Genomic DNA, 19,858 nt, shown 5'->3' on the forward strand with positions numbered 1-19,858 from the left:
GAATTGAAGACATGAAGATATTACTATTAGGAAGTGGCGGACGTGAGCACGCCCTGGCTTGGAAAATTGCTCAGAGTGACAAATGCGAAAAGCTCTATATCGCCCCAGGTAATGCCGGTACAGGCAACTGTGGTGAGAACGTGGCCATGAAGGCTGATGACTTTGAGGCCATCAAGAACTTTGTGGTAGAGAAAGGTATCCAGATGGTAGTGGTTGGTCCTGAGGACCCACTGGTGAAGGGTATCTACGATGAGTTGAAAGCTGACGAACGCACCAAGAACGTTCCTGTGATTGGTCCTTCAAAGGCTGGTGCCGTGCTCGAAGGCTCAAAGGACTTTGCCAAGGGTTTCATGCAGCGCCATAACATCCCTACTGCCCGCTATGCCACTTTCGATGGTGAGCATCTGCAGGAGGGTCTGAAATATCTGGAGACACTGGAGGCACCTTATGTGCTGAAGGCTGACGGTCTGTGCGCTGGTAAGGGTGTGCTGATACTGCCTACCCTCGAAGAGGCTCAGAAAGAGTTGAAGGAGATGCTGGGCGGCATGTTCGGCAATGCCTCATCACAGGTGGTCATCGAGGAGTTCCTGAGTGGTATCGAGTGCTCGGTATTCGTACTGACTGATGGTGAGCACTATAAGATCCTGCCTGAAGCAAAAGACTACAAGCGCATTGGTGAGCACGACACAGGTCTGAACACCGGTGGTATGGGTAGTGTGACACCTGTGCCTTTCGCTACCAAGGAGTGGATGCAGAAGGTGGAAGACCGCATCATCCGTCCTACCGTAGAAGGACTGGCTGCAGAGGGTATCGACTACAAAGGCTTTATCTTCTTCGGACTGATCAACGTGAAGGGTGAGCCTATGGTGATTGAATATAACTGTCGTATGGGCGACCCAGAGACAGAGAGCGTGATGCTGCGCCTGAAGAGCGACATCGTGGATCTGTTTGAGGGTGTGGCCGAGGGTAATCTGGACCAGCGCGCCATTGAGTTTGATGAGCGTGCAGCTGTCTGCGTGATGCTGGTATCAGGAGGTTATCCTCAGGAATACAAGAAGGGTTATCCCATCAAGGGTATCGAAAACGTGGAAGGCTCTATCGTGTTCCACAGTGGTACTGCCATGAAAGACGGTGAGGTGGTGACTGCCGGCGGACGCGTGATTGCTGTATCATCATATGGCAAGGACAAGGCAGAAGCCCTGCAGAAATCATTTGAAGAAGCGCAGAAGATACAGTTTACCGATAAATACTTCCGTAGAGATATCGGAGCCGACCTGTAACAGTGCATGGATAAGAAACGTACACAGAATATCATCGCTGAAAGCCGACGCACGTTGCCGGTTGCCATCACCTATGGCACCGGCATCTGGCTTTTGGCGGGAGCACTACAGCATGGCTGGTGGTTGCAGTTCATTTGTTTCTTCGCATCGGTTTACACCATCATACATCTGAACAACATCAACCTGCTGATACGTATCTACAGTCGTTCTGTGTCGGTATTCTTCATTCTCCTGGGATGTGCAGCCACATGGCTGTTTCCTTCCATACAGACAGGGATGACATCGCTCTTTTCGGCCTTATCACTGTTGCTACTGTTTTCATGCTATCAGGATAAGACGAGTACAGGGCGCACCTTCTACATGTTCCTGCTGCTGAGCAGTATGAGCTTGTATGACCCCTATCTCCTGCTGTTTATTCCGATGTATCTGATCCTGATGGCTATCACCATCTACTCGCTGACCTTCCGCACCTTTTTTGCGGCACTCATCGGACTGATCACCCCTTATTGGCTCTTTACGGGGTGGCAACTGTACTTCTACAGGCATCAACCAGAGAAATCCATCGAATATCTGGCGCAACTGACCCACATGCAATGGATAGCTGACTACACGGCAGTTAGTACCGCACAATGGTGCTATCTCGGACTGTTGACCGTGCTCTTCGTTGTGGGAGCCATACACTTCTGGCTGACCAGCTATATGGATAAGATACGTGTGCGACAGATATACAGCAGTCTGATTATCTTAACCATCTATGCCATCGTATGGGTGGCCATCCTACCCCAGAAATGCGATACGTTTATCTGTATGCTAACGATAACGGTGAGTCCGATTGCTGCGCATTTCTTCACTTTGACACGCACCCGACTCAGCAATATCTTCTATCTGGTGACGATGACGGCTATCGTCGCCTTAACAGCGATGAACCTATGGATTTTGTAATCAGTTTCTTAACACAATACGGCTATTGGGGTATGATGCTGGCTGCCTTTCTGGCTGGTAGCTTCTTCCCTTTCTCGAGCGAGGCTGTCATGGTGGCACTGATGGCTACTGGCTTGAATCCATGGACGCTCATGATTTATGGCACCATCGGCAATGTGCTGGGATCGGTGTTCAACTATGGCGTGGGAAGGATGGGAAGGATAGAATGGATAGAGAAATACCTGCACGTGAAGAAACAAGACCTGGACAAGGCACACCGGTTTCTGGCCGGGCGTGGTGCCTGGATGGGATTCTTTGCCTTCCTGCCAGTATTAGGCAGTGCCATCACCATCGCCTTAGGACTGATGCGCTCGAACGTGGTCATCACGTTTATTGCCATCACAATAGGCAAACTATTCCGTTATATTATCTTAATTTACGGAGCAGGTTTGTTTATATAAAAAGTTTTGTGTAACTTTGCACCACCAAAAGCGAATTTTAACGTTAAAGATATAAATAATAATTTGTAATGAAACAATTCTTTGCAGAGCAAAGCGGTAAAGCCGGTTACAGATTAGTGGACAACACATTAGGATGGCTCACTTTTTTGATTGCCGCCTTTGTCTATTGCTCTACCATCGAACCGACAGCCAGCTTCTGGGACTGTCCCGAATTTATCACCACTGGTTATAAACTGGAGATCGGTCACCCACCTGGGGCACCTTTCTTTATGCTGACAGCCAACCTCTTCTCGCACTTTGCCAGTGATGCCACACAGGTGGCACGCATGGTGAACACGATGAGTGCACTGCTGTCGGCAACCTGTATTCTGTTCTTGTTCTGGACCATCACACACCTGACACGACGCTTGCTTATCAGCAACTGGAATGAGTTGACCACAACCAAGCTGGTAGCTATCGAAGCATCTGGTTTGGTGGGCGCCCTCATCTACACCTTCAGCGACACCTTCTGGTTCTCGGCTGTTGAGGGTGAGGTATATGCTTACTCTTCGGCTTTTACTGCCGTGGTATTCTGGCTGATACTGAAATGGGAAGACCAGGCCGACGAGCCACATAGTGACCGTTGGCTCATCCTGATTATGTATATGACCGGTCTTTCGATTGGCGTACACCTGCTGAACCTGTTGTGTGTGCCTGCCATCGTGCTGGTTTACTACTACCGCCGTTTCCCTGAGGCCAACCTGAAAGGTTCGCTGATTGCACTGGGTGTATCAGTGGTTATCCTGGCAGCTGTGCTCTATGGCGTGGTGCCTGGTATCATCACTGTAGGCGGCTGGTTCGAGCTGTTCTTCGTGAACACCCTGGGCATGCCATTCAATACGGGTGAGATTATCTATATCATCCTGCTGGTATCATGTGTGATCTGGGCTGTGTATGAGACACAGACACAGAAGCACTCGCTCACCATACAGAACCTGGCGTTCCTGCTGTCGGTAGGTATGCTGGGTGTACCCTTCTACGGTTGGGGATGGTCGGCATTCTTCATTGGTATCGTGGTACTGGCTGTGCTGTGGTTCCTGCTTAAGTACACCATCGACAAGCAGTTGCTGATCACTGCACGCATGAAGAACACCATGCTGCTGTGCATGCTGATGCTGATGATTGGTTATTCAAGCTATGCACTGATAGTAATCCGTTCTTCGGCCAACCCACCAATGGACCAGAACTCACCTGAGGACATTTTTACACTGGGCGACTATCTGGGACGTGAGCAGTATGGTCAGCGCCCGCTGTTCTATGGTCCTGCCTACACCTCACAGGTGGCTCTGACACAGGAAGGCAACTACTGCAAGCCTGTGATGACAAAGGGTAAGCCTGTATATCAGCGCAAGGAGAAGGCTTCGGCCGACGAGAAGGACTCTTACTTCGTAGTACGCACCAAAGACGAATATAAGTATGCACAGAACATGCTGTTCCCACGCATGTATGACGCTGGTCATGCTGCTGCTTATGAGTCGTGGATGGGTGGCGTAGATGGTACACAGGTGCCCTACGACCGCTGCGGCGAACAGATGATGGTGAAAGTGCCATCGCAACTGGAGAATATCCGCTTCTTCCTGAGCTATCAGTGCAACTTTATGTACTGGCGCTACTTCATGTGGAACTTTGCCGGACGACAGAACGACATTCAGGGTAATGGCGAACTGGAGCATGGTAACTGGATCACTGGATTCTCGTTTATCGACAACGCACGCCTGGGCGATCAGGATATGCTGCCAACTGACCTGAAGGAGAACAAGGGTCATAACGTGTTCTACTGCATGCCACTGATACTGGGTCTGCTGGGATTATTCTGGCAAGCCTGGTACACCCGCAAGCGCAAAGCACTGGTGAACGGCATTGAGAAGACGGTTGAGGAGCCTATCGGCATACAGCAGTTCTGGATAGTGTTCTTCCTATTCTTCATGACCGGATTGGCCATCGTGATCTATCTGAACCAGACACCTATGCAGCCTCGTGAGCGCGACTATGCCTACGCTGGTTCATTCTATGCCTTTGCCATCTGGTGTGGTATGGGTGTGGCTGCCATCATCGACTGGGTAAACAAGAAGTTGAAGAAAGAAAACCTGGTACTGGCCAGTGTGATTGGTCTGGTATGCTTGGCTGTTCCTGTACAGATGGCCAGTCAGACTTGGGACGATCACGATCGCTCAGGACGCTACTGCTGTCGCGACTTCGGTCAGAACTACCTGATGACCTTGCAGGAGCAGGGCAATCCTATCATCTTCACCAATGGTGATAACGACACCTTCCCACTGTGGTACAACCAGGATACGGAAGGATTCCGTACTGATGCACGCGTATGTAACCTCTCATATCTGCAGACTGACTGGTATATCGACCAGATGCGCCGTCAGGCTTACGACTCACCTTCTGTGCCCATCACCTGGAGCCGACTGGAGTATTGTGCCGGCACCAACGAGTATGTGCAGGTGGATCCATCACTGAAGGCTGAGGTAGAGAAGTTGTATCGCGAAAACCCAGAGGAGGCCAAGAAGAACTTTGGCGACGAGCCTTTCGAGCTGAAGAATATCCTGAAAAACTGGGTACGCACCACCAACAAGGATCTGCATGTGATTCCTACCGACACTGTATATGTGACCATCGACAAGGAAGCTGTTCGTAAGAGCGGCATGATGATGGCTGCTGATACCATCCCCGACAGAATGGTTATCTCGCTGAAGGGTAAGAGCGCACTCTATAAGGGCGACCTGATGATGCTGGAGATGATAGCACAGTGCAACTGGACACGTCCTATCTATGTGGCTACCACTGTTGGCGCAGAAAACTATATGAACCTGGGCGACAACTTTGTTCAGGAGGGTCTGGCTAATCGTATCACCCCATTCACCACCAACGCTCCTGGTGCCAAGAACTTCGACACCGAGAAGACGTATAACAACGTGATGAACAAGTTTAAGTTTGGTGGTGTGGACAAACCAGGCATCTATCTCGATGAGACGGTGATGCGCATGTGCTATACCCATCGCCGACTGCTGTCGCTGTTGGCCATGAACCTGGTTCAGGAAGGCAAGGGCAAGCAGGCTAAGGCTGTGCTTGACAAGGCAGCGAAGGCACTGCCCGACTATAACATCCCACACGACTATCAGAGTGGTTCACTGGATCTGGCCAAAGCTTACGCGCTGACAGGACAGACACAGAAAGCCCAGCAGATTATCGAGAAACTGTGGAAGAAGTCGGCTGAATATATGCTGTGGTACTGCTCACTGAGCAGCGATCGCTTTGGCATGTCGCAGCAGGAGTGCATGGTTCACATGTATATCCTGAACCAGATTCTCAACCTGCAGTCGGCTGTAGATGAGAAGAAGGCCAAGGAGAAGGAACAGCAGTTCAGTGCAATCAGCAAACTCTACGAAACTAAAGGTGGAACCTACGGAGAATAATTTATGTTCATAGAGCAACCAGCCATTTATCTACGCTGGCTCTACCCAAGAGCATACTGGCGAATGGACCGTCGAGAGAAGGCAGTGTACCTGACCTTCGACGACGGTCCTATCCCAGAGGCTACACCATTTATACTCGACACGCTGAAACAGTTTGGCGTGCGCGCCACCTTCTTCATGGTGGGCGACAACGTGAGAAAATACCCCGACCTCTACAAACGTATTCTGGCAGAGGGGCATCAAGTAGGCAACCATACCCATAACCATATCGGCGGACTACGCCATACCATCAAGGAATACAGCTATAATGTAGAAAAGGCCAATGCCTATATCCACAGTCACTACGTGCGCCCACCACACGGATGGATGCGCATGGCTCAGTATGCATGGCTGAGCAGAAAATACAAGATTGTGATGTGGGACCTGGTGACACGCGACTACTCTAAGTGGATGACAGCAGAGGATGTGGTTAATAATATAAAAAGGTACGCGCGTAACGGCTCTATCATCACCTTCCACGACTCGCTGAAGAGTATCGACAAACTGAAAACCGCCTTACCAGAGTCGATACAATGGCTCAAAGACCAGGGGTACGACTTCAGAATATTTCCCTAAAATTTATAATAATGAAAAGATTACTAACAATTTGCTTATTAGCAACATCATTCACAATGACAACAAATGCGCAAAACAGCCAACAGAATGCTTCGCCTATCCTCACGGAGAACAACATCGACGAAGTGCTGAAGGCCATGACACTGGAAGAGAAAGCCAAGCTACTGGTTGGCGGTGCAAACAATTTCTTTGCTGCCGACGCCGTGGTTGGCGGTGAAGCTGACCTGGTGGCAGGTGCAGCAGGTACATCACCCGCTATCCCACGCCTGGGTATTCCGGCCACTGTGCTGACAGACGGACCTGCCGGCGTGCGTATCGACCCAACACGCAAAGGTACTACCAAGACCTACTATGCCACTGCCTTCCCTATCGGCTCATGCTTAGCTTCAACATGGAACACCGAACTGGTGAACCGCGTAGGACAGGCTATCGGTAACGAAACAAAAGAATATCGCTGCGACGTGATTCTGGGACCAGGTATGAACCTGCATCGCAACCCACTGTGCGGACGCAACTTCGAATACTACTCGGAAGACCCACTGCTGACAGGAAAGATTGCCACAGCCTATATCAAGGGTGTACAGAGTCAGGGGGCTGGCGTGAGCGCCAAGCACTTTGCCATCAACTCACAGGAGACAGACCGTACAGCTGTAGATGAACGCGTGAGTCAGCGCGCTGCACGCGAACTGTATCTGCGCGGATTTGAGATTGCCGTTCGTGAGAGTGATCCCTGGACTATCATGTCGTCGTATAACCAGATCAACGGCCAGTACTCGATGGGTAACCACGACCTGCTGACCAAGATTCTGCGTAATGACTGGGGGTATAAAGGTATCGTGATGACCGACTGGATTGGTATTCGCGAAGGACTGCCCACCATCACTGAGGTACAGGCAGGCAACGACCTGATGGAACCCGGACAGCCAGCACAGGTGAACGAGATTATCGAGGGTGTGAAGAACGGAAAACTCAGCATCGCCGATGTGGATCGCAACGTGCGCCGCATGCTGGAATATATCGTTAAGACACCAAGCTTCCACAAATATCCAGCATCCAACAATCCTGACTTCAAAGCACATGCTGCCATCACCCGACAGACTGCTGCTGAGGGCATCGTACTGCTGAAGAACAACGGAACACTGCCTTGGAAGAAGGATGCCATCAAGACCGTGTCACTGTTTGGCGAGAACTCTTACGACTTCCTCTCTGGTGGTACCGGATCTGGTTGTGTGCACCCACCTTACGTGGTTGACATGCTGGAAGGTCTGAAGAACGCAGGTATCAGTTCATCAGCCACACTCACTGACATCTATAGAAAGTATATTGAATTTGCACGTGCGAAATTCCAGGCTGAGCGCCATCCTGCAAAATGGTATCAGAATGAGTATTTCGGACAGCAGAAATATCCAGAGATTGGAATCGACCCCATCTGTATCAATAAGGAGGTACAGGGAAGCGATGCTGCTATCATCACTATCGGCAGACAGGCCGGTGAGGGTGTGGACCGCGATATCCAGACAGAATTCAACCTCATCCCTGAGGAGCGTGCACTTATCATCGATGTGTGCAATGCCTTCCACGCTGCTGGCAAGCCTGTGATTGTGATTATCAACTCGGGAAGTGTGATTGAGACTGCCTCATGGAACGGCTATCCCGACGCTATCCTGTGCGCCTGGCAGCCTGGTATGGAAGGTGGTAACTCGATTGCCGACCTGTTGACAGGTAAGGTGAATCCTTCAGGTAAGCTCACCATGACATGGCCTATCGCTGCCACAGATCATGCCTCGACCAAGAACTTCCCTGGTCAGATTGACGACTACTCGCTGCAACAGATGATTGGTAGCAAGACCCCTATCCCTGGTCATGCCTATACCAACCACGAGGAGGATATCTACGTGGGCTATCGCTATTTCGACACCTTCGGACGCGACGTGGCTTACCCATTCGGATTCGGTCTGAGCTACACCACCTTCAGTTTCTCTAAGCCTGTGGTTAAGGCCAAGGGCAAGGACGCTGTTGAAGTGAGCATCACTGTGAAGAATACTGGTAGCGTAAGCGGTAAGGAAGTGGCACAGGTGTATGTGCAGGCTCCTAACGGTAAGCTTGAGAAGCCTGCTCAGGAGTTGAAGGCCTTTGCCAAGACACGTGAGCTGCAGCCTGGCGAGAGCGAGGTGCTCACCATGACCATACCTGTACGCATGCTGGCCAGCTTTGATGAAGCAGACAGTCAGTGGCTGACAGAGGCTGGCACCTACACATTCCGTATAGGTAACAGCAGTCGCAACATCGCTGCAACAGCAACATTGAAACTGGCAGAATACACAGAAAAGACCAGTAACGCACTTGCTCCTCAGCATAAACTGAAGCTGCTCAAGAAGTAAGTTGCCAAGACGGATATCAGTATAACAATTGAGGGGCGCGCATTCGCTGCGGGCCCCTCAATTCTTTACTATTCGTTTAACATCTACTAACAAAGTTGTTTAAAAACCAACTACTAACTAAATTCGGGTGCAAATATACAATATTGTATGACACTTTGCAAGTTTTTTAACAATAATTACTGCCAATCATCAAAAAAGTATGCATCTTTGCTAACAGATGATATAAATACGCTAATTATTCATATCACATGAAAACGAGAAATGAAATATTATAAATTATGTTAATTATTCGACAAGAAAAACAACTAATCGAAAAATATCGTATATTTGCAGCAGAAAGTCCAGAACAAGAATAAAAAAGAACTGGGAGGAGCAATTAAACGAATGAAAGAAAACAAAAGGGGGAGGCACTGTCATCGCGACGGGGTCTCCCCCAAACTTATATAATAATACACGTATGATCGCCTCCACACTCTTACATCGAGAGTGCATCGGCAAACAAATCTACGAAGGCAGGTCTTCAGACTTTCCTCCACTGTACGACGGCCTTCTCGCCCAAACGGACAATGGCTTTCTAATGGTCGGACAGCCATAATGGAGTTCACTGCTGCGGGACAGTCGGAGATTCACACTCACATTCCCATTTAAGCGCAGCTAAGCGCACCTTCGCGGGCAATATTAGTTATATTGCCTATTAACCCTCGACCGACGCTTCGGTCTCGGTATTCTCTGACAACAAGTCGGCAATGGGCAGCTGACGGTCGATACCTGTATGGAAAGATATCAGCGTCTGACTGCTCGACAGACCGAGCGGTTGCAACTTGTCATGAATGATGGTCAGCAAGTGGTGGTTGTTGCGGGCATAGATCTTGATAAACATATCAAAGTTACCCGTGGTGTAGTGACACTCCACCACCTCTGGGATTTGTCTCAGTTGCTCGAGTACTTCATCAAACTTAGCGGGGTCTTTCAGGTTCAGACCGATAAAAGCACAGGTCTCATAACCCACGCTCTCAGGATCAATCAGGTACTGTGTGCCCTTGAGGACACCTAAATTGTTCATTTTTTGAATGTGCTGATGAATGGCAGCACCACTTACATTACACGCACGTGCCACTTCAAGAAATGGAATACGGGCATCGGCGGCTATCAGACTCAGAATCTGCTTGTCGAGTTCATCAATTTTCACCATAGCAGTTATTAATTTTTGATTTCTGTTGCACTATAATTTATCTTCAGGGCATAAGCTTGTTGCAGGTGCTTCTTCACCTCACTAACCAAACCCATAGGCGCCTGTTTATCAACACGCAGACTAACGGTGAGTCGCTGCTGATTTTCTTGAGAGAGTCCGCCACGTATATCCTCTATACGAGCGGGGATGTCGGCAGGTTGCACAAGGTCGCCATTCAACTGGACTGCCCAGCGGTCGGTCTGTGACTGCTGCTTCATACCTGCACGACCAATATATATATTCACTAAGGCTTGCTTATTAGCCAGTTTCTGCACCTCACGTCCTTGCGGTACCTGCAAGCGCACTTTTACTTCGTCGCTACGCATATGGGTGACAATCATAAAGAAGAACAGCACCGTGAAGATCAGGTCGGGCATGGAAGCCACATTGAGTTGCGGCACACCACGATGCTGCTGACTGAACATGCTGCGCATAGGTCTCATCGGGCACCTCCTTCCTCTGTAATCTCACCTTCACTGATGCGCTGCGGATAGTACTCGTTCATCAGCGTACGCTGCTCGGCAGTACATAACTCATAGGCATGACCATAGTGCTTACGGGCATACGCCTCGCGCAAGGCATGATAGGCACCCACAATGGCATCCTGCATATGGAAATAGGCATCGTAGGTGGACTTGGCATCGGCTTGTATCTGTACCACATGACCAGTGCGGTTGACAGATGCCAGTGAGCGTACCTCATCAGTGAGTTGTGCCAGTGTCACCACTTTGCCATCACACGTCAACTGGTTATTAGCATCCAGTCGCACCTGCATCACACTCTCACGATTGATATCTTTCGGTGTCTCATGCTCCAGAGGTGGCGGCGCCATCTGACGCATCAACCCCTTCTCCGTGTCCATCGACGAGGTCACGAGGAAGAAGATCAGCAACATAAAGGATATGTCGGCTGTCGAGGTGGTGTTCAGCTCCGGAATCTGCTGACGATAGCGCTTACGAAACATCCGATAATCAATATGATAGAAGTGTAGATAAACATGTCGGCCAAACGCAACCAGAATGTGTCGATAAGGAGCGTGCCATTGGTGAGGATAGGTTGAGTGGAACCTAAGGCATAGGTAACCACCATGAGGAGTACGAAACCTATGGCCACCATCCAACCGATACGTCCGGCAGGCACCCCATTGACCACATCGCTACCCTTACGCCTATTACGCAACCCATGCCACACAGAATAGGCTGTCACGCCCATGGCAACGGCTAATGTGATGTACATCAGCCAGAGCATGAAATCGGCAATGGCGGGTGAGATGAAACTATTCATGATGCGCGTGTTTGTATTCGGCAATCAGGTCGAGCAGAGTGATAGCAGCTTCTTCCATCTGCGCTGTGAGACGTTCAATCTTTGAGAGAATATAGCTGTAGAACAGCTGTAATACCAATGCTACTACAATACCAAAGATAGTGGTGATAAGGGCCACCTTCATACCTTGCGCTACGATGGTTGGACCGATGTCGCCCACCTGCTGTATCTGGTCGAAAGCCATCACCATACCAATCACAGTGCCTAAGAAGCCAAGCGATGGTGCCATGGCAATGAACAGTTTGATCCACGAACAACCCTTCTCAAGGTTGGCGGTTTGCAAACCACCGAAATTAGTGATGCTACGCTCAATGGCATCCATGGGCTGCTTGATATGCAACAAACCCTGATAGCACACAGAAGCAACAGGACCACGGGTGTTACGACAAAGCGTTTTGGCGCCCTCTACATCATCTGCCTTCAGGCGCTGTTCGATATCGGTCATCAGTTGATGACTCTTGATCTCACTCAGGGTCAGATAGATAATGCGCTCAATGCAGAAGGCCAAACCAAGCACCAGTGCCAAAGCAACAAGTGACATGAAGGCCACATTACCATCTACAAACTTTGTCTTGAGCTGCTTATGCAGACTGCCACCCTCTTCAGCCTCATCGTCATCAAGGGCCTCAAGTTCACCATCAAGCACCGTCAACGAATCGGTAGCTGCAGCAGCAACAGTATCAGTCACTGCCACTGTATCAGGCTTTACCTGGGGCTCAGCAAAACTGGTTTGCGTAAAACTGAGCAAACCTATCAGTGTAAATAGAAATAACAGTCGTTTCATATTTCAAGGAAAATGCGGAGAGAACAGGATACCTCGGCACTTTGCCTCGGAGCTTTGAATCCTGAATCTGCCTAGCGGAGAGAACAGGATTCGAACCTGCGAACCGGTTTTGCCGGTTACACGCTTTCCAGGCGTGCCTCTTCAACCACTCGAGCACCTCTCCTATTATTTCGCGGATGCAAAGGTAAGATTTTTACCGCACAATCCACTGGTTAAACATTTATATTTAATACTTTTTTACAGTTATCATTGGTGATTCTCTCAACGGTTTCCTCACTCACCCCATAGGCCTCGGCCAACTTCTTCTGCACATAGGCCACAAAGGCTGGTTCGTTTCGTTCACCTCGTTTGGGAACAGGAGCCATATAAGGGGCATCGGTCTCAAGCACGATACGCTCCAAAGGAACCACTGCGGGTAATACTTCGGGGAGATGCGACTTCTTGAAAGTGGACACACCACCGATACCCAGCACAAAGCCATCAAACAGCAACAACTCCTTAGCCTCGAGCTCATTGCCAGTGAAACAGTGGAACACACCACCGGGCAACTGACTCTTGTAGCGCTTGAGGATGGCAATCATCTCATTCTGCGCCTTACGACAGTGAATCATCAGAGGCAACTGCAACTCAACCGACCAGCGGACTTGCTCCTCGAATGCCAACAGCTGCTCTTGCTCGAACTCTCTACTCCAGTAGAAATCAAGACCAACCTCACCAATCGCGATAGCCTGCGACAACCGAGGCTTGATAGCCACCAGGACATCCTGCCAATCAGACTTCACATCCTCGGGATGCAAACCTAACATGGGATAGCAGAAGCCCGGATAGCGCTGACACACGCTGACTACAGTATCGAGCGACTGAAGATTGATGCCTGGAACACCGATGGCCTGCACCCCAGCCTCACGTGCTCGGGTTATAACCGCATCGATATCCTCGACGAACTCCTCTCCATCAATATGGCAGTGTGTATCTATCATCAGCTCTGACGCTTCATCATCTCAGCAGCATAAGCCTTCAGATAAGTCTTACGCTCCTCGCTCACATGTACCTTGTCCAGGAAAACCAAACTCTCCTGATAATACTGCTCTATCTTCTGCTCGCACAACTGACGAATGCCAATAACATTATACAATTCAGTGACTGCTGCCACCTTCTCGTTGCGATCGAAATCAGTAGCCTCAACCCACTTGGTAAGAGTAGCACGCTGAGCATCGTCGGCACGATTAAAGGCATTGATAAGCATATAGGTCTTCTTGTTAGAAGTGATGTCGCCACCAATATTCTTACCAAACACAGCTGGGTCGCCATATACATCAAGCAGGTCGTCCTGCAACTGGAAGGCCAAGCCCAACTTCTCGCCAAACTTATACATATTCTCAATGTCATCGGCGGGCGCATCGGCCATGATAGCACCAACCTTACAAGCACAAGCCAAGAGCACACTGGTCTTCAGACGAATCATCTCAATATACTCATCCTCGGTAACATCGTTGCGCTGCTCAAACTCTACATCTAACTGCTGACCTTCACCAATCTCAAGGGTGGTCTGAATGAACACCTGGAACACGGCTGGCAACTTAGAAGGATCACAATCCTCTACACGCTCGAAGGCCTGCAGCAACATGGTATCACCCGACAGGATGGCACGGTTGGCATCCCACTTCTTGTGAACAGTAGCATGGCCACGACGCATATCAGCATGGTCCATCAGGTCGTCGTGCAACAAGGTAAAATTATGATAGGTCTCCAGACCAATAGCCTGAGGCATAATACGCAGGGGGTCCTCTTTATAGAGATTATATGACAACAAGGTGAGTACTGGGCGTACACGCTTGCCACCAATAGACAGTACATACTTGATAGGCTCGTACAATGAAGCTGGCTGGCGATCGTAAACCAGATTATCGAGCGCCTCATTCACTTTCTTCAGTAATTCTTCTGATGTAAACATATCTTCTTATAAATTAAATACAATTGGGATACACACCATGGTGCGACAGGGTTTGGCATTCATCATACCAGCCTTCCACTGTGGCATGGTCTTGAGCACACGCATCACTTCAGCATCGCATGCAGGCTCTAACGGCTGCACCACCTGCAGATCGCTCAGAGAGCCATCCTTGTTGACAATGAACTGAGCTACAACCTTACCTCTTATCTTGCGCTGCTGGGCAGAGGGGGGATATTTCAAGTTCTGCGTAAGCCATTTCATGAATTCTACAGCACCACCAGGAAACTGCGGCAAGTCTTCAACCACACGGAAATCGATGGGTTCGTCATACATATCTACCACCTGAGGCTTCTCTTCTTCAGCCTTCTCAGTGGGCTCTTCCTGTTCGGTCTCCTCTTGCAAGATGGGTTCGGGAGGAAGCTCCACATCATGATCAACCAAATGAAGCTGCTCCGACTCTTGCTTCTCAACCTTCTTCTCTTGAGGGATCATCATTGGCACCTCATCCTTATCACGCTTCAGTGGCGATAATTCCACCTCTGCTTCCAAAGAGTCGTCATCATCGAAGAGCGCCCACCCGGTATCACCACTGTTCCACTCAAGCAGGACAAACAGTGCGGCCAACACCACAATAAGTCCTAGCAGGAACCCTTGTGTGCGTTTCTGTTCTAAATCAGCCTCACTACTCTTCTTGACTTCCATCTACAGTTTTCATTAAACCGAGTGCAAAGATAGTTATTTTTTCTATATTAATAGGTATATATTAAGTTTTTTTGCTAACTTTGCGACCAAATTAGGAGAAATGAACATTCGGAACGGCGTTATCACAAGCATACTCACGCTTTGGACCTGTGCCATCGGCGCACAGGAGAGCGAGACAACCTACAACTTCCTGAGGTTGCCTGTCAGTGCACATGTAGCTGCCTTAGGTGGCGAGAACATCACACTGACCGATGACGATGCCACCCAGATTTTCCACAACCCTGCACTCATCAGTGGCGTCAGTGACAAAACGCTGAACCTGAATTACATGACTTACATGGAGGGCGCCAAGACCGTGAGCGCCTCATTTGTACGCTTGGCAGGAGAACGCGCCTCATGGGGTGTATCGGCACTGATGATGGACTATGGACATATCAAGCAGACCTCATTTGCCAACGAAGACCTTGGGGATTTTACGGCACGCGATATTGCCATCGGCGGGTCGTTTGCCTATGAACTCAGCGAACGTGTCAGTGGTGGTATCACAGCCAAGTTCATCACCTCCAGCATTGCAGGCTACAACTCATTAGGTGTTGGCGTTGACTTAGGATTGAACTATCTCGACGTGGAACGTGGTTGGAGTCTGTCGGCAGTAGCACGCAATCTGGGTGGACAGATAAAGGCTTATGACGACGAGTTTGAGGATATCCCGTTTGACCTGCAGATTGGTGCCAGCAAACGATTATTAAACGCTCCCCTGAGATTTCATGCTACCATGAGCCGACTGACAGATTGGAGTGAGGGTATCGGGCGCCATCTGGCTATCGGTACCGACATCCTGTTGGGCGAGAATATCTACTTGGCAGCAGGCTACAATTTCCGGAAAGCCAATCAGATGAAGATTACCGACAGTGAAGGCTCATCTGCTCACGGGGCAGGACTAACACTTGGTGCCGGCATTTCGCTACAACGATTCAAGCTCCATCTGGGTTGGGGGAAATATCATGTCAGCACATCATCACTACTGATTAATATATCATACACATTATGAAGAAAATAACAATTGCAATCGATGGTCATAGCTCGTGCGGTAAAAGCACGATGGCTAAGGACTTGGCCCGCGAGGTGGGCTATGTATATGTTGACACAGGTGCTATGTATCGCAGCGTAACGCTCTATGCCCTGCGTCATAATCTGTTTAATGCCGACGGCAGCGTGAAAATAGCCGAACTGGAGCAGCAGATGCCACAAATACAGATTTCATTCAAGTTTAATGCCGAGACAGGTCGCCCTGACACATACCTGAATGGCGAATGCGTGGAAAAGGAGATACGCTCACTTGAAGTAAGTAGTCATGTGAGTCCCATTGCAGCAGTAGGTTTTGTACGCACCGCCATGGTAGCACAACAGCAGCAGATGGGTAAGGACAAAGGCGTGGTTATGGATGGTCGCGACATTGGCACTACGGTGTTTCCTGATGCAGAACTGAAGATTTTCGTGACTGCATCGGCAGAGGTACGTGCCCAGCGCCGCTTCGACGAGCTCAAAGCCAAAGGAATGCCAGCCGATTTCGATGATATCCTGAAGAACGTACAGGAGCGCGATTATATCGATTCGCACCGCGAGGTGAGTCCGTTGCGCAAGGCTGATGACGCCCTTGAACTCGACAACAGCAACCTGACAATCGCGGAACAAAAGCAATGGTTGATGGATCGTTTTAATGAAAGAATAAAATAATATTGTTCTTTTTCTGCATTTTTCTCGTCATTTTTTCGCTTCTTTCTGATTTTTTGGCTACCTTTGCAGCCGAAATTCATTAGAATCTAAAAAAAATGACGAGAAAATTAATTGTTTCAGGCTTACTGGCAATAGCCACGACAGCCACCGTCCACGCTGGTGGACTGATGACCAACACAAACTATCACATAGCATTCGACCGTATGTTTGCGCGCGGTGCTTCTACCGAAATCGACGCAGCCTACAGTAACCCCGCAGGACTGGCTTGGGGTCACGAGGGATTCCAGTTTTCATTGAACTTCCAGAAGCCATGGCAGAATCGTGACATCGAGACAACAGTACCTGGTTTCCTGGGTACAGGATTCCAGCAGAAGTACAATGGTAAGGCTTCGGCCCCTATCGTACCTGCTCTGTTTGCTTCGTATAAAAAGGATCGCGTAGCCCTGTCGGCCATGATTGGCATTGTAGGCAGCGGCGGTTTCGTAAAATATGCTGACGGCATTCCCATGTTTGAGGTGCCCCTCAAGGCCATGCTGGCACAGGCAGGTATGATGCCCGACGTATACCGCTTCGACTCGGAGATGAAAGGTAAGCAGTACATCTATGGCGGACAGGTGAATCTGACCTACAAGGTAACCGACAATTTTGCAGCAGCCATCGGTGTGCGTGCCAACTATTACGATGGTTACAACCGCGGTCATGTAGTAGCCGACCTACCCAATTACGCTTCATCATCTATCCCTGCAGCACCCATCGATCTGATTAATCTGCAGCTCGACTGTATTCAGCGTGGTTGGGGATTTGCACCTATCGTGAGCTTTGACTACCACGAGGGCCCACTCACCATTGCCGCCCGATACGAGTTCCGCACCAAGATCTCAACCGAGAATGATACCAAAACACTTTCGGCTCGTATCAAGAACACCGACCCTGCCACAGCTGGCATCATGCCTTATATCGAGGGTAACATGGCATTGGCACAGTTCGGCGATAAGGTAGCTGCCTATCAGGATGGTGCCGAGACCCGTTACGACATGCCATCGCTGTTTGTGGCAGCCGTAGGCTATGAGTTCACCGACAAGTTGCGCGCCACCTTGGAGTATCACTTCTTCGACGACAAGCACGCCAAGATGGCAGGCGACCGCCAGAAGGAGCTCACCCACGGCACACACGAAATCCTGGCCGGTGTAGAGTACGACATCAACAAAAAATTCACTGTTAGCTGCGGTGGACAGCGCACCGACTATGGTTTGGCCGACGGATATCAGCAGAACACCTCGTTTGCCTGCGACAGCTATTCAGTTGGTTTGGGTGGTGCCTGGAACATCAACGACAAGATGCGCCTCAACGTCAGCTACTTCTGCTCGCTCTACAGCGACTTCACCAAGAATCAGCAGCAGTATCAGGGTCTGCCATACGCTGGTAGTGACACATACAGCCGCACCAACCACGTGATTGGTGTAGGTTTGGATTATAAATTCTAAATATCAAATTCAATCTCTAATTTCACCGAGCGGGATCATCACAAAATCGCGCTCAAACATCAGAGGGTGGGGAATCTGCAAGTCGGGTTCATCCACCCTCAGATCGTCATATAGCAGAATGTCTATATCTATCAGGCGGTCGGCATAATGACCACCTACCGACTTATGTTTACGTCCCAGCTCGCGCTCAATCTTCTGAGTGGCGCTGAGTACCTGACGTGGTGTAAGTGTGGTTTCGCAAAGCACAGCAGCATTCACAAAACGATGGTCAGACTCGAACCCCCAAGGTTCGGTCGAAATAAGAGAGGACTGGCGTACTACCAGTCCTACTCTTTCGCCGATAAGCGATATAGCGTTGCGGATATTTGCCTCCTTATCGCCAAGATTACTACCTAGCCCAAGGAATACCCGATGTAACTTTTCACTATTCACTTTTCACTGTTCACTTTTCACTCATTAATCGTCGAGCATCAGCAGGGCATCGCCGTAGCATCCAAACTTGTAACCCTCCTTCAGCGCACGCTGATAACCCTCATACAGCAGGTCGTAACCCACAAACGAAGCCTCGGTCATCATCATAGGCGACTCAGGATGATAGAAATTACCAATCAGGGCATTACACAGTCCGAACTCGTATGGAGGGAAGATAAACTTATTGGTCCATCCCTCAAACTCCTTCAGCATACCATCGGTACCTACAGCACTCTCGGTGGCACGGGCGGTGCTCACACCTACGCAGCACACACGATGACCATTCTCTTTAGCAGTATTAACAGTCTCGCAAGCCTCAGCAGTTACAAACATCTGCTCACTCGACATTTTGTGCTTGGTAAGGTCTTCAACCTCAATAGCATCAAAGTTGCCCAAACCACAGTGCAGGGTGATGAATGCGAAGTTAATACCTTTGATCTCCATACGCTTCATGAGCTCACGACTGAAATGGAGACCAGTGGCAGGAGCGGTGACAGCACCCTCATTCTTGGCATAGATAGTCTGGAAGTTTGTCATATCCTCCTCGTTAGCAGGACGACGATCGATGATGTAACGTGGCAGAGGAGCCTCACCTAAATCGAACAGCATCTGCTTGAACTCGTCGTGAGGACAATCGTAGAGGAAACGAAGCGTACGGCCACGGCTGGTAGTGTTATCAATCACCTCAGCCACCATAGGACCGTCTTCTTCGAAAAAGAGTTTGTTGCCGATACGAATCTTTCGGGCTGGCTCAACAAGCACATCCCACAAACGCTGGTCGGCATTCAACTCACGCAGCAAGAACACCTCAATCTTTGCATCGGTCTTTTCCTTGGTACCATACAAACGAGCAGGGAAAACCTTTGTATCGTTAAAGATAAAGACATCATCCTCATCAAAGTAGTTGAGGATAGCACGGAAGTCGAGTCCCGACTCAATGCGCTTACTCTTACGATGCAACACCATCAGCTTGCACTCATCACGATGGAAAGGAGGTTCGAGTGCAACCTGCTCTTCAGGTAACTTAAATTTAAACTGTGATAACTTCAT

At 49.5% G+C, this 19,858-nt stretch carries 19 protein-coding genes, 1 tRNA gene and 1 riboswitch; of the genes, 9 read left to right on the forward strand and 11 right to left on the reverse strand.

The genetic code is table 11. The features are described from left to right. Nucleotides 1–11: 11 nt before the first annotated feature. The 6 genes from purD (at nt 12) to T360_RS0105600 (ending at nt 9,122) form a co-directional block, all read left to right on the forward strand. Entirely contained in the window at nt 12–1,280 is a 1,269-nt protein-coding gene (gene purD / locus T360_RS0105575; protein ID WP_028911901.1) for a phosphoribosylamine--glycine ligase, read from the forward strand. Nucleotides 1,281–1,286: 6 nt separating this feature from the next. Further along, the gene (locus tag T360_RS0105580) at nt 1,287–2,222 is read left to right on the forward strand and encodes a hypothetical protein (protein WP_028911902.1); all 936 of its coding nucleotides are present in this window, start codon (nt 1,287–1,289) and stop codon (nt 2,220–2,222) included. Next, nucleotides 2,210–2,662: a YqaA family protein gene (locus T360_RS0105585; protein WP_028911903.1), complete on the forward strand. Its 453-nt coding sequence runs from the start codon at nt 2,210–2,212 to the stop codon at nt 2,660–2,662. The genes T360_RS0105580 and T360_RS0105585 overlap by 13 nt, the downstream gene beginning before the upstream one ends. Before the next feature lie 68 nt (nt 2,663–2,730). Continuing rightward, nucleotides 2,731–6,126: a protein O-mannosyl-transferase family gene (locus T360_RS0105590; protein WP_051523414.1), complete on the forward strand. Its 3,396-nt coding sequence runs from the start codon at nt 2,731–2,733 to the stop codon at nt 6,124–6,126. A 3-nt stretch (nt 6,127–6,129) separates the two neighbouring features. After that, nucleotides 6,130–6,741, forward strand: a complete 612-nt coding sequence (locus T360_RS0105595) for a polysaccharide deacetylase family protein (protein ID WP_028911905.1) — start codon at nt 6,130–6,132, stop codon at nt 6,739–6,741. A 56-nt stretch (nt 6,742–6,797) separates the two neighbouring features. After that, nucleotides 6,798–9,122: a glycoside hydrolase family 3 protein gene (locus T360_RS0105600; protein ID WP_036928925.1), complete on the forward strand. Its 2,325-nt coding sequence runs from the start codon at nt 6,798–6,800 to the stop codon at nt 9,120–9,122. Nucleotides 9,123–9,615: 493 nt separating this feature from the next. Next, nucleotides 9,616–9,805, reverse strand: a riboswitch (cobalamin riboswitch). 11 nt (nt 9,806–9,816) lie between these two features. Here T360_RS0105600 and T360_RS0105605 read toward each other — a convergent pair. The 9 genes from T360_RS0105605 to T360_RS0105645 form a co-directional block, all read right to left on the reverse strand. Continuing rightward, nucleotides 9,817–10,314 carry an Lrp/AsnC family transcriptional regulator gene (locus T360_RS0105605; RefSeq protein ID WP_028911907.1) on the reverse strand — a complete coding sequence of 166 codons (498 nt, stop codon included), beginning with the start codon at nt 10,312–10,314 and terminating at the stop codon, nt 9,817–9,819. 8 nt (nt 10,315–10,322) lie between these two features. Continuing rightward, a complete protein-coding gene (locus tag T360_RS0105610; protein ID WP_051523415.1) occupies nt 10,323–10,796 on the reverse strand; it encodes a biopolymer transporter ExbD in 474 nt (157 codons plus the stop codon). Beyond that, complete coding sequence (locus tag T360_RS0105615) at nt 10,793–11,317, reverse strand: biopolymer transporter ExbD (protein ID WP_028911909.1); 525 nt, start codon at nt 11,315–11,317, stop codon at nt 10,793–10,795. The genes T360_RS0105610 and T360_RS0105615 overlap by 4 nt, the downstream gene beginning before the upstream one ends. After that, entirely contained in the window at nt 11,278–11,637 is a 360-nt protein-coding gene (locus T360_RS14745; protein WP_051523416.1) for a hypothetical protein, read from the reverse strand. Before T360_RS14745 ends, T360_RS0105615 begins: the two co-directional genes overlap by 40 nt. Then, nucleotides 11,630–12,460, reverse strand: a complete 831-nt coding sequence (locus T360_RS0105625; protein WP_028911910.1) for a MotA/TolQ/ExbB proton channel family protein — start codon at nt 12,458–12,460, stop codon at nt 11,630–11,632. The genes T360_RS14745 and T360_RS0105625 overlap by 8 nt, the downstream gene beginning before the upstream one ends. A 75-nt stretch (nt 12,461–12,535) precedes the next feature. Further along, nucleotides 12,536–12,623: transfer RNA gene (locus T360_RS0105630), tRNA-Ser, on the reverse strand. A gap of 49 nt (nt 12,624–12,672) precedes the next feature. Then, entirely contained in the window at nt 12,673–13,440 is a 768-nt protein-coding gene (locus tag T360_RS0105635) for a TatD family hydrolase (RefSeq protein WP_197019276.1), read from the reverse strand. Then, nucleotides 13,440–14,414, reverse strand: a complete 975-nt coding sequence (locus T360_RS0105640) for a polyprenyl synthetase family protein (RefSeq protein WP_028911912.1) — start codon at nt 14,412–14,414, stop codon at nt 13,440–13,442. The genes T360_RS0105635 and T360_RS0105640 overlap by 1 nt, the downstream gene beginning before the upstream one ends. A 6-nt stretch (nt 14,415–14,420) precedes the next feature. Continuing rightward, nucleotides 14,421–15,116: an energy transducer TonB gene (locus T360_RS0105645; protein WP_028911913.1), complete on the reverse strand. Its 696-nt coding sequence runs from the start codon at nt 15,114–15,116 to the stop codon at nt 14,421–14,423. A 100-nt stretch (nt 15,117–15,216) separates the two neighbouring features. Here T360_RS0105645 and porQ point away from each other — a divergent pair, with 100 nt between their 5' ends. The 3 genes from porQ (at nt 15,217) to T360_RS0105660 (ending at nt 18,337) form a co-directional block, all read left to right on the forward strand. Then, entirely contained in the window at nt 15,217–16,167 is a 951-nt protein-coding gene (gene porQ, locus T360_RS0105650; protein ID WP_155949390.1) for a type IX secretion system protein PorQ, read from the forward strand. Beyond that, nucleotides 16,164–16,853, forward strand: a complete 690-nt coding sequence (cmk, locus tag T360_RS0105655; RefSeq protein WP_028911915.1) for a (d)CMP kinase — start codon at nt 16,164–16,166, stop codon at nt 16,851–16,853. The genes porQ and cmk overlap by 4 nt, the downstream gene beginning before the upstream one ends. A gap of 95 nt (nt 16,854–16,948) precedes the next feature. After that, the gene (locus tag T360_RS0105660) at nt 16,949–18,337 is read left to right on the forward strand and encodes an OmpP1/FadL family transporter (protein WP_036928929.1); all 1,389 of its coding nucleotides are present in this window, start codon (nt 16,949–16,951) and stop codon (nt 18,335–18,337) included. Between the two features lie 9 nt (nt 18,338–18,346). Here T360_RS0105660 and folK read toward each other — a convergent pair whose 3' ends face one another. Then, entirely contained in the window at nt 18,347–18,769 is a 423-nt protein-coding gene (gene folK / locus T360_RS0105665) for a 2-amino-4-hydroxy-6-hydroxymethyldihydropteridine diphosphokinase (RefSeq protein ID WP_028911917.1), read from the reverse strand. Nucleotides 18,770–18,793: 24 nt separating this feature from the next. Further along, entirely contained in the window at nt 18,794–19,858 is a 1,065-nt protein-coding gene (gene queA, locus T360_RS0105670; protein ID WP_028911918.1) for a tRNA preQ1(34) S-adenosylmethionine ribosyltransferase-isomerase QueA, read from the reverse strand.

This window comes from Prevotella sp. MA2016, assembly GCF_000619825.1.
GTDB lineage: Bacteria > Bacteroidota > Bacteroidia > Bacteroidales > Bacteroidaceae > Prevotella.